Here is an 11,923-nt window from a genome sequence, read left to right as displayed (position 1 = left end):
GTAACTTCATATATAACTATGAATTAAAAAGGAGAAATAGTATGAAAAAAGATTTACGAGGTTTAGTGTTGTATTTGCCGGGAAATGAAAAACAATCAGGAAATATCTATTGGCAACTTTCCAGAATGGATGAATTGTCTGTTGACAATTTGAAGCGGTAAGTCGATGAAACTATTTTTGGGAACTTTATTTATAATAATTTTTCTCTTAAGCAGTTTTGTTACTTCACTGAACAAAACTGCCTTTCGCCTGTTTCAATTACTGCTGCTGTTGTATGGGTTGATTTTACTGTCGATGATGCCTGGCTCTCTGTTGGATAAGTGTCTGTCATTTGTATTAATTATTCTGTCGCTTTTGTTGTATCAGTTGTTCTGGCTGAATAATACAAATGTACAGTCAATATCTATGCTGCATTCAGGTTTGCTCTTGTTTTTACTTTTTTCCGTGTCAGTATCACAATCGATTGAGGTACTTTCTTTCATCCCAAGTCTTATGGTATATGGATTCGTTTGTTTTATATCCTGTCAGATAGGCTTATTTTTGTTCAAAAATAATTTTAGATATAGCGGATTGCTGGATGGGTTGAAGAAAAGAAACATTGATATTAAAAAGGCTGCTCTTAAAGTTCAGCTGCTGTACCTTTCTCTGTTCCTATTTAGCTTGCTTTTTGTCAGCTTCTACCTTTATCTGACACTCACTCAATTGGGAATAGAACGAACAGGAATACTGGTTTTAGCTTACTTTCTATTTGTCCTGCTGTCATTCCTCCATGATTTGGCAGTAAACAGTTTAAAAAAACAGCAACAACAAGAATTTCACGATATAGAGTTACAAGGGCTGAAACAATACACCATGGAATTGGAAAAGTCATTATTTAACCTTCAAGGCTTTCGCCACGATTACCTGAATATTCTTACAAGCTTAGAGCAGGTAATCAACGAAGAAAACATTACCGGAATAAAAACAGTCTATCAAAGAGTCATTTTGCCTTCAAAAAAGCAGTTGACCGATAACCATGCGGTATTCTTCAAGCTAAACTGTTTAAAGCCAGAATTTAAATCACTTCTTTCAAGTAAAATTACAGAAATTATTCACAAAAATATCACTCTTAAGCTTCACGTAAAAACAGATATGGAGACAGCAGCTATCCTTTCGCTTGATTTGATTCGAATGCTTTCAATTTTAACTGATAATGCGATAGAAGAAGCAGAAAAAATGGATAATTCTACTATCGAAATTAGTTTTCTTGAAACGGAAAACGGTCATATAATCAGTATAGGAAATAGTCTGCATACTCAAATTGAAGCTGTACAGGAGCTTTCTAATCCGTATGTTTCAGGGAAAAACGGACATTCCGGTTTAGGCTTGTCTATCGTGGATAATCTTTTGGAAGCTTATCCAAATATTACTTTAAAAACATCAGTTTCTGACAATAAATTTGTACAGACTCTATTTATATTATCTGGGGAGAAATGTTAAATGAATGTTTTTGTTTTGGAAGATGAACTTTATCATCATAACAGGATTGCCAATATCCTGAGTAAACTGCAGCATCAAATGGGTCTGATGTTTTCCAGTCTGAACTATTATGATTCTGCTGAATCACTTCTAGCAAGTAAAATGCTTTTTACAGAGGAAGATATCTTTTTATTGGACATCAATATACTCGGAGATGAACGGGCTGGTCTTGTTTTAGCCTCAAGAATTCGACATGAGTTCAAAATGGCAACAATTATTTTTTTTACTGCACATGGTGCTATGGCAAAAGAAGCATTTTCCTATCGGACCTTTGCGCTGGATTTTATTGAAAAAAGTTCTTCAGAAGAAAAAATTATTGAACAGTTAATTTCCTGTATTCTCCATGCTCAGAATACCCGAAATGAAAAAAGCGCAGATGAAAATATCCGTTTTTCAAATCGTTTCACCACACTGAATGTTAAAAAAAGCGATATCCTTTATTTTGAAACACTCCCCGGCAAACATCGAATCCGATTGTATACAAAAGATGGTGCCTTCAATTTCAGTTCCACTTTAAATAATCTTGAAAAAACAGAACCTTTATTTATACGCTGCCATAAAGCTTATTTAGTAAACTGGCTGAACGTGATTTATCTGGATAAATCACAGCGGATTCTTCATTTGAAAAACAATTGTACCTGTCCGGTTTCAAGACAGCAGTATAAGAAAATTTCACAAATGTACTAATACTATTATAAATACTGCCCGAAATGACCTTTAACAAAGGTTCACTTCAGGCAGCATTTCATTTACTCTATGAGACAGCTTACTATTTTTTATTCCTCTCATCAATCTTAATCAGATTCGTTTTCATATCTGTCTTTCTATTTTTCTTCCCCTTTAAATACCAGGTTAACCCGACAACATGGACAATATAAACACAAGCCATGGTTATGCGCATCACTATACTATCCACAAAAATACATGGAATCAAAAAAACAATAAAAATAGCGATAAACATACGAAGCATATTCTTTGTAGAAATGTTCTTTTTAACAATCGGCTCCTGCACATACTGCTTATACCGTTCAGACTGAATAAATCGCCCATATAATTTTTCTGAACTCCTCATCCAAAAAAATGCTGTTAGTAAATAAAAAACAGCTGTCGGTAAAAACGGAACAACTATTCCCAGAGTTCCCAGCCCTAAAGTCATAGCTCCCAAGCCAATGAAAAGTGTCTTCTTCATAAAATGATACTCCTTATCTTCCCTGAAATCAAAACATGAAAAATAAAATCAGAATGGTCTGCCTCTATTGATACCTCCGGCAGCTTCTCCCAATTTTTTCTTCATGTTGTCCTATACAATTCAACTTCCAGTTAACCGCCTGTCCAGTATAGCATATAAGAACAAAAAGGAATACAGTCGCATAACCGAATAAAAGTTATTCTTCAGACAACGACTTTCTAAATGAAAAAGGGGGCTTTCTTAGTTACAAAATCAGACGATAAAATCGCCGACTTTTTCAATATCTCAAAATATACCTTATACAGTTATATTGATGTGAAATAATTATTATTTGATTTATGATACCCAACCTGAATAAACTATCATTTAATGATTAGTAATTATGATGAAAAGAAATCGTGCCAAAGCTTCTTCCTACGATGAGTAATCGCAGGAAGAAGCTTTGGCACAACCTCTAATTCCTTCGTCAAATGACCATCTATTTTTATCATCACGATGAGTAATCGGTTCTCTAATTCATAATATAACTCATCAATTAAATTCTAGCCAAAAATCTCTACCACATATAATCCCTATTTTCATTTCACCTGCATCTAATAAATCCTGAGCTGCTTGTACATGAAAAAATTTCCTCCTCCAAAATGAACTCATTCGGGTTATTCTATCGTGCTTCTCTGAATGATTATAGTTCAGTACTTTTATTTAACATCCATCTGGATTAGCCAAATAATTTTCTGTAATAATAGAGAATCTTCTCTTCAGCCTTTATTATTAAACAGAGCTTGCCTCATCACCATATTCCTGATAATCAAAATAATCAAAGACAGCTGTCGTTTCATAGCCGGAATAATCAACTGCTGCCAGTCCAACAAACGCTCCGGTAAAGAACCCGCCATACGTTTGTAAAACATAATCATCTGATAAAACAGCTGCATCCAATGTGACCGGCAGATCTTGCCAATTTTGTCCATCAAAGGAGTACGCATAGCTGTAACTTTCCTTACGAACTTTTGTCTTGAACCAAACATACTGCGTACCTTCCGGAATTTTAACCGCCGCCTCTTTCAAATATGAGGTATAGTGTCCGCGATTATTTTCAGCAACCTCTATAACTGCACCATTGATTTCATTCCATGTTACAAAAACAAATGACCAATGATTATGGTTATAGTAATTAGTCATGCCTGCCATTTGCTGGTAAGAAAATGGCTCAAATTTCACCTTGGTTGTTGCATCAAAATAAAAGGCCTGCCAGCGACGAGCAATCATGGAAGTTTCGTGGCTGTTTGTCAGACTTCCTCGCCCAATCAGCTGCAGTTCACCGTTTCCAATGGTTCCCATCTCTTTTGAAAAGGGTACCCGCAAAGTATTCCAGTTCAAATCCAGCGTTGACTGCTCAAACGTGTCATACTGTGAGTGATCCTTTGGTGCTTCGGTCAGTTGTGCGTCCTTTGGTGCGTCTACATAGGTTGTTCCGCCATGTCCGCCCACAATTCGCGGCCATCCATCACTGTCCCATTCCACTTTTTGAATGGATGTTTCTCTACCTAATGTTGACCAGCCGCGAGGATCGGTTACTGATTCATTCGGGTGATGCCATGGACGTGAAACAAGCGAAGCATAATACCATTCTCCACTTGGTGTGTCTACTAAAGCACCATGTCCTTGTTTTTGTAAATAAGAGGCTGGTGTATCGAAATTCGTAATAAATGGACCATTCGGCTCTGTTTCAAAAGAAAGAGCATCCAATGTTTTAGAACGTGCCACAACTTCCTGATGGGTAAATACTGTCCCTCCTTCTGCAGCAAAAAGATAATAGTAGCCATTAATTTTATAGATATGAGGTCCTTCAACAAGCTTCACCTCTGTTCCCTGATAAATCGTTCGAGCTGTCTTGGGTTCTAATTTCATCGCCGTTACATCAAATTCTGTTAAGGTGATGCCGTCAAAAGGATGACGGTACTCACGATGATCCCATGTTTGCTGAACCAGATATTTTCGACCATTGTCATCATGGAACAGTGATGCATCAAAACCAACACCATTCAGCTTAATCGGATCAGACCACGGTCCTCTGATATCTGTTGCCGTCGTTAAATAATTCGTCATATCCTTAAAGGCACCTTCAACAACCTTAACATCTGTATAAACAAGCCAAAATTTCCCATCAGCATATGATAAATCAGGTGCCCAAATACCACCAGATGAAGGGTTGCCCTTCATATCCAATAACGTGGTTGTCGAAAGAGGGGATGGCAATAAATTCCAATGAACCAAGTCCTTGGATTCGTGCAAACGAACACCAGGAAACCATTCAAACGTTGAATTTGCAATATAATAAGTGTCCTCAACACGGATAATAGATGGATCAGCATTGAAGCCTGGCAGAACAGGATTTTTAATTTTCATAATAAGTTCAGCTCCTTGAGTAAGTATTTCCGAAATCATCAATGAGACCAGTAATTGATCCTCTCCCAAAAAGAAATGCCGTTCATCCTTTAGCAGCAGATCAGATAGCACAGAATAATTTTCCATTTGTTGGCAGGTCTCAATCAACTGACTCTTTAAAAATTTCTGTAATGATAATTATGCGGTATGATATTTTTAAATCTGTTGATTATTCCGATCATTTCTATCCATTCACGTTTCATTAACTAACGGGCAGCGTTAACAAAATGACTTTTCCATCGAAAGAAACCGTTATTTCCGATAAATTGCCTACAAATAGCAATAATTGACACAGGTTCATTCCATTCTTAGCCTGTTATTTCTGATAACAAGATTGTTTGACTGATTACTTTTTTCCCTGTCAGACGTTGAGAATGCTCATCCGGCTGCGAAAATCCAATATGGAAAGTCACACGCTCACCATCAAAAATCCGTTGCCCCTGTTCATTCACAACCTGCAAACAATTTTTTTCCAGCTCAACAACCAATGTATGATTGGCGCTACCAGCCAGTTGAATTCGTTTAAAATCTACTAATTTCCAATGCCTTGGAGCATATGAAGAACCATGAATTTGAACATAAATCTGTAAAACCTCTTCAATGCTCCAATCAGAGTTATTTTCAAGCTCCATCGTCAACTGAATACGATCAGATATTGTCAGCTCAACATTTGTTATTTGACTATTTCCGTAATTTAAACCATAGCCAAAAGGATAGTTCACCCGTGCTTCAGTATTTTGATACGTTCGATTGTCCATTGCATAATCTTTAAAATCCGGCAGTTCACAGCTGTCCTGATAAAACGTAACGGGCAGCTTGCCGCTTGGACTGATATGACCAAATAGAATATCGGCCAATGCTTTGCCGCCAAAACTACCCGGATACCACGTTTGAATTACGGCTTTGACTAGTGGATGCTCCTCCAGACCATCCAAACTTAACGCACTGCCTGAAGACAAAACAACTACCACAGGCTTACCTTGTTCTAAAACACGGGTTAATAACCGTTTTTGCGGAGGAGGCAAAGATAAACTATCTTTATCGCCAGCTCCATAAACATTCCCGCTATCTCCCTGTTCGCCTTCGATCGTTGGATCTAATCCTAAGCAAAGGATGGCTGCATCTGAGTATTTGGCTGCGATTAACGCCTCTGATTCACGTTCATTCGGTTTTGAAAGTCCTGATTCTGCATGGTCTCTAAATAAATGACTGCCTAAAGCATAATAAACACGTGCTGAGTCCGCTAATTCGTCTTGAATACCCGATAAAAATGTATGGTATTTAGAAGCTGTACCAAAATAATTACCGCTCAAAACAAGCTGATTGGCTGCATTTGGACCAATCACTGCAACACTTGTCAATTCCTTTTTGTCCATTGGCAGAAAATGATCATTTTTTAATAAAACCATCGCCCGCTGCGCTGCTTCAAGATTTACTTCCTGATGCTTGGGAGAGTCATTGATTTCATATGGGACAGCATTAAATTCACAGTCCTCATCAAACATACCCAAACGCACACGTGTTGTATACAAGGAAACAACCGCTTGTGTAATCTCCTCTTCTGTAACCAAACCACGGCTCAGCGCTTCAAACAGCGCATCTGATATTTCTCCTGCACATAAATGACAGCCTGCTTTTATTGCCAAAGCCATTGTTTCACTGGCTGATTTTGTGTAATGATGCTGTTCGTGCACATCCTCCAACGCAGCATAATCTGACACAACATGTCCGTCAAAATGCCATTGCTGGCGCAAAATTTTCTGAAGAAAGGTCTGATTGACACATGCAGGTATACCATTAATCGCATTGTAGCTTCCCATGACACTTTCAACGTCAGCTTCCTCAACTGCTGCTTGGAATGCCGGTAAATAGAATTCATTCAAATCCTTCAAACTTGCTTCAGCATTAAAGGAGTGACGATCTTTCTCTGGTCCGCTATGCACAGCAAAATGCTTAGCACACGCTGCCAAACGTAAATAAGCACCGTCTCCTTGCAACCCTTGAATAAATGCTTTGCCTAATCGGGCAATTAATAAAGGATCCTCACCATAGGTCTCCTGCCCTCTCCCCCAGCGTGGATCGCGAAATAAATTAAGGTTAGGCGACCAGTACGTCAGCCCTTTATAGATATCTCGATCCTCTAAAGCGGCGAATTCATTATATTTCGCACGACCTTCAATAGAAATAACTTCTGCAACATCCTGCAACAGCTTCTCATCAAAAGCGGCAGCCAGCCCGATCGCTTGAGGAAAAACAGTTGCCACACCTGCTCTGGCAACACCGTGAAGCCCTTCATTCCAATAATTGTACTCTTTAATAGATAAGCGAGGAATAGCTGGTGCTCGAAAATTTATCTGATCTATTTTTTCTGCAATCGTCATTTCCTGCACAATTTCTTTTGCAAGCACTCGTGCATCTTCTCGTGGGATCAAAAAATTTGCCTCCTTCATCCTATATTATTAGGGTGTGTCTGAAAACTCAAGCGGCGAATAGTTTGATGATTTTTATCGAACTCCTCGTCATAAATACTCGCTTATGAACCACATAAGCTGTGTTTTCTTCCTTGATTTCAACAAAAATCACTGAAAAATTCGAATCCCACTAACTTTTCAGACACGCCCTAGTGAACAGCTTCTTCAAAAATTTTATTTATTCATTTAAAAATATTATAAGATTGTCTGTAAACGATGCGTTAAATCGGCTGTTGCATTATAAACATCCTTATAAATAGCATAGACTTTCTTGTATTTTTGAACATTTTCTGGAATTGGCTGATATTCATCCTTATAGTGAACAAAAGCAGCTGCACACTCTTCCGCTGTATCAAACCAATTACAGCCTAGTGCTGCCAACATTGCAGCGCCCAGTCCGGGACCTTGTTCAGCAGTTAGATTTACAACCGTTGTATTAAAGACATCTGCCTGCATTTGCAACCAAGCTTTATTTTTAGCCCCGCCGCCAACAGAAACAATTTTGGTAAAGTTTTTACCTGCAACATGCTCCATCAACTTCTGTGAATCACGTAGAGAGAACGTGATTCCCTCCAAAACACTACGGGCAAAATGCTTCAACTGATGGTGGGTGTCAATGCCAATAAAACTACCGCGAATCTTACTATCCACATGCGGCGTTCGCTCACCAACAATATATGGGGTAAACAGCAAGCCATCACTCCCGGGCACAACAGTATCAACTTCCTTTAAAAGTTCATCAAACGAAAGCTCAGGTGCAAATGTTGTTTTGAACCAATTTAAGCTATCACCTGCTGCTAACGTAACACCCATCGAGTAGCAGGCATTCTCAATCACATGGTTGAATAAATGAAGCTTACCCTGATAATCTTTTTCGGCATTCTTTTCATAGCTTAAAAACACACCTGAAGTACCAATTGAGGCCATTCCGATATTCTCTGATACAATTCCTGCACCAAGTGCTGCACAAGCATTGTCCGCTCCACCGCCAAAAATTTTAACCTCTTGCTTAAATCCAAAGGTTTCTTGAAGCTCCGGCAACAGCTTTCCTCGAAAGCCCGATGAAGAAATAAGAGCGGGCATAAAGTCTGCAGATAAGCCGAAAGCAGTCATCATTTCTTCTGACCAATTTTTGGATTCAATATCCAGTAAAAGAGTACCGGCTGCATCTGAATAATCCATTTGAATCGCCCCAGTTAAATAATAAGCAAGATAATCCTTCGGCAGCATAAATTTTTTCGCCTTTGCCCAAATATCCGGTTCATTTTCCTGAACCCAAAGAATTTTTGGCAATGTAAATCCTTCTAAAGCAATATTTTTTGTGATTTTAAGAACCTTTTCTCCCATTTTCGTCATAATCTTCCGACATTGTTCTGTTGTTCGAACATCATTCCACAAAATGGCATTTCGTAGGACCTCACCTGCCCCGTCAACTAAAACCAAGCTGTGCATTTGTCCTGAAAAGCTGATTCCTTCCAGCTTTTCAGCCATATCAGGCACCTCATGCAGCATTTCCTGTAAAACACTCTTTGTTGCTTCCAACCAACATTTTGGATCCTGTTCACTATAGCCCAGTTTAGGTGTTTCCAAAGGATAACCACACACCTTTGAAGTCACTATCTGACCTGCTTTATTCATTAACAATCCTTTAATAGAACTGGTTCCTAAATCTAATCCTAGTACGTAACTCATTTGGCTCTCCTTCTCTATGTTTATTTTTTTATAAAGCCTTCACTTTTTAAGCCTCTAAGGGTAACTCTGCACATTCAGCTGAGCTTTATATTTTTTATTATTGTATTTTTTTCCTATGAAGGTGGTGAAATTCAAGTATTTTAACACGTTAAGTGGTGTCTCCTAAATCTCCCAAACTATTTCCGGGTACTCTTCCAGAACCCATACTACTACTTTTATACATCTATCTTAGTAATTCCATTCAGTCTTCAATCCGTTTTCTTAAATTAAAATAGGTCTCTGCATTCAGAAAACTAATTTCCTGAATCATTTGAGTTAATAAATGATAATCATTTGGGTAAATACCTGCTTCAACCTTTTCAGCTAAATAATTGGCTAAAATCCGCCGAAAATAATGATGCCGAGAATAGCTTAAGAAACTTCTTGAATCCGTCAGCATCCCAAGAAAGTTCATTAGAATGCCTCCATCAGCCAAAGCCTCCATTTGATTGATCATTCCTCGATAGGTGTCATTAAACCACCAGCCAGCTCCAAACTGTACTCGACTTTTTATGCCATGATCATTCATTTGAAAATTAGCAGCTGTTGCAGCAATAAGGTCGTTTTGATTGGGGTTTAAATTATATAAAATTGTTTTAGGCAGTTGATTCGTTTTATCCAGACTGTCCAACAATTGGTTTAATGGGCATGCAAGCTCCGCTTGATCATAAATAGAATCTCCGCCACTATCTGGACCTGCCCTATTAAACAATCGGGTATTTGCACTACGTACTGCCCCAAAATGCAGCTGCATGACCCAACCATAGCGATGATAGATTTTCCCTAAGGCATGCAGCAACTGTCCTTGCCATTGAGCAATTTCAAGGGTAGATAACGGCAGATCAGCCAAGGCTTTTTGCAAAATAGCATCCAGTTCCTCCTCACTTGCTTCAGCATAGACGAATGCTGTAAACCCATGATCACTAATCGTGCCTCCATGCTTATGGAAATAGTCAATCCTTTTTTCTAAAAACTTCACCACTGCCTCAAAAGTCGTCAGCTGTGTCTTTGTTTGTTTGTCTATCCTATGAATATATTTTGAAAATCCGGCTTTCTCAATCCCAAGGATCGGATCTGGTCGAAAGCTTGGCGCTACCGTACAAGGAAGATCGGATGCAGCAATTACTTGATGAAAACTCAAGTCGCTTAAAATATCATCTGTCGTTCCAATATATTGAACATTTGACTCTATAATTAAAGACTGCGCAGTGACTTCATGAGCAGCCAGATACTCATTGCAACTGTTGTATATCTGTTCGGCTGTTCGTGTATTTAAAAGCTCTGTAATACCAAAATACTGCTTCAATTCCAAATGGGTCCAATGATATAATGCATTGCCTAACAAACGCTCCACTGTCTGAGCCCACGCTTGGAATTTTTCCCAGTCGCTGCTGTCTCCTGTGATATACCTCTCGTCGATTCCGCAAGCGCGCATGGCGCGCCACTTATAATGATCTCCACCTAACCATAATTCTGTAATTGAAAGAAACCTTGTATTTTCTGCAATCATTTGAGGCTCCAAATGACAATGATAATCAATAATCGGCAGATGTTCAGCACTTTCATGATAAAGCTTTTTTGCTAATTCTGTTTGCAATAAAAAATCATGATGAATAAACATAACAGACGTACTCCTTCTCCCCTTTCTTCCGACAAATACTTTCGTTAAAAACTCAATTACTCAGAGACATTGACAGTACGTCAACCTTATTAAAATCCGAATAAACAGCGTTGTTTTTCAATTTGAACTTATTGAAAACCAATCCAACTTCAGCACGGATCACCTTTGAAATTACAAAAATCTGTTTTTCCCAGACTAAAAACCACGCCCGTCAGCACCAGTTAAAACAAGTTCAACTTTTGTGTGCCCTGCTTCTGCTATCGATTCATTTGTTCAAAAAACAAGTCTATTGAAAAGCGTCGATTCACATTTAAATACACATAATAGTTTACTGCTCCTCCTAAAAAACATAGATAAGCCAATGAAAAGTTTTGAAGGAAAAAAATAGCCAGCAGTACATAAAGAAAATTCACTAACGTTACCAGAGGCAATCGGCAGCTGATAAACAATGACCAGACCAATCTTCGCTTTAAAGAAATTGCTTTTACCCGTGTATCTGTTGAAATAACTAAGACAAAGAACATGCTGCTTAATAAGAAGCAGCCTACAATGATCAACAAATACATCATCATTGTTAAATTTGCAACAAATAATATCCTCAGATCCAGCACTATGAGTACGATAAAAAATGTATAGACCAAGAAAGTTTGCCAACCATTTTTTAAAACTTCTTTATACAAAGAGATGTATCTTCCAATTGAAATTGTGTCCTCTTTGCTTTCTTGAATAGATTTAAACTGAGCAGAAAAACTAGCTAACAAAAAAAAGATTGGAACAATGAAAAAAACAAAATTATTCATCGTCAAACGAAGAAACAGCAACAGAATTAAAAATAAGCTATTCGAGAGTATGAAATACGTGTTCTGAACCAATAATCGATAACTGAATTGAACAGCTGAAACGGTCCAATCAGTAATAAAATCAAACTGATGATTAAACATTGAT

8 protein-coding genes and 1 pseudogene are annotated in these 11,923 nt (G+C 38.1%); 3 read left to right on the top strand and 6 right to left on the bottom strand.

What is annotated here, in order from left to right; translation table 11 throughout:
- The first annotated feature begins 165 nt into the window (after positions 1-165).
- Positions 166-1,479, top strand: coding sequence for a GHKL domain-containing protein (locus IW492_RS14870; RefSeq protein WP_202068573.1), 1,314 nt, complete (start codon positions 166-168; stop codon positions 1,477-1,479).
- Entirely contained in the window at positions 1,480-2,205 is a 726-nt protein-coding gene (locus tag IW492_RS14865; protein ID WP_202068572.1) for a LytR/AlgR family response regulator transcription factor, read from the top strand.
- Positions 2,206-2,287: 82 nt separating this feature from the next.
- Here the strand turns inward: IW492_RS14865 and IW492_RS14860 are convergent, their stop codons facing one another.
- Complete coding sequence (locus IW492_RS14860; protein ID WP_202068571.1) at positions 2,288-2,707, bottom strand: YbaN family protein; 420 nt, start codon at positions 2,705-2,707, stop codon at positions 2,288-2,290.
- 228 nt (positions 2,708-2,935) lie between these two features.
- Between IW492_RS14860 and IW492_RS14855 the strand changes: the two are divergent.
- A pseudogene (locus tag IW492_RS14855) lies at positions 2,936-3,031 on the top strand (helix-turn-helix domain-containing protein); the annotation flags it as partial.
- Positions 3,032-3,478: 447 nt separating this feature from the next.
- On the opposite strand, the gene IW492_RS14850 reads toward IW492_RS14855, so the two are convergent.
- From IW492_RS14850 to IW492_RS14830, 5 genes are all read right to left on the bottom strand, one after another.
- On the bottom strand, positions 3,479-5,116 hold the full coding sequence (locus tag IW492_RS14850) for a glycoside hydrolase family 43 protein (protein WP_202068603.1): 1,638 nt from the start codon (positions 5,114-5,116) through the stop codon (positions 3,479-3,481).
- 347 nt (positions 5,117-5,463) lie between these two features.
- Positions 5,464-7,587 (bottom strand): glycoside hydrolase family 3 C-terminal domain-containing protein, encoded by a 2,124-nt coding sequence (locus IW492_RS14845; RefSeq protein WP_236671940.1) that lies wholly within the window; start codon positions 7,585-7,587, stop codon positions 5,464-5,466.
- A gap of 234 nt (positions 7,588-7,821) precedes the next feature.
- Positions 7,822-9,318 carry a xylulokinase gene (gene xylB / locus IW492_RS14840; RefSeq protein ID WP_202068569.1) on the bottom strand — a complete coding sequence of 499 codons (1,497 nt, stop codon included), beginning with the start codon at positions 9,316-9,318 and terminating at the stop codon, positions 7,822-7,824.
- A gap of 241 nt (positions 9,319-9,559) precedes the next feature.
- Positions 9,560-10,978: a glucuronate isomerase gene (gene uxaC / locus IW492_RS14835; protein ID WP_202068568.1), complete on the bottom strand. Its 1,419-nt coding sequence runs from the start codon at positions 10,976-10,978 to the stop codon at positions 9,560-9,562.
- A 257-nt stretch (positions 10,979-11,235) separates the two neighbouring features.
- Positions 11,236-11,919 carry a hypothetical protein gene (locus IW492_RS14830; RefSeq protein WP_202068563.1) on the bottom strand — a complete coding sequence of 228 codons (684 nt, stop codon included), beginning with the start codon at positions 11,917-11,919 and terminating at the stop codon, positions 11,236-11,238.
- Positions 11,920-11,923 lie beyond the last annotated feature (4 nt).

The organism is Enterococcus sp. BWB1-3 (assembly GCF_016745275.1).
Taxonomy (GTDB): domain Bacteria; phylum Bacillota; class Bacilli; order Lactobacillales; family Enterococcaceae; genus Enterococcus_L.
The sequence above is the reverse complement of the archived record's forward strand: the minus strand, read 5'-3'. Positions and strand labels throughout refer to the sequence as shown.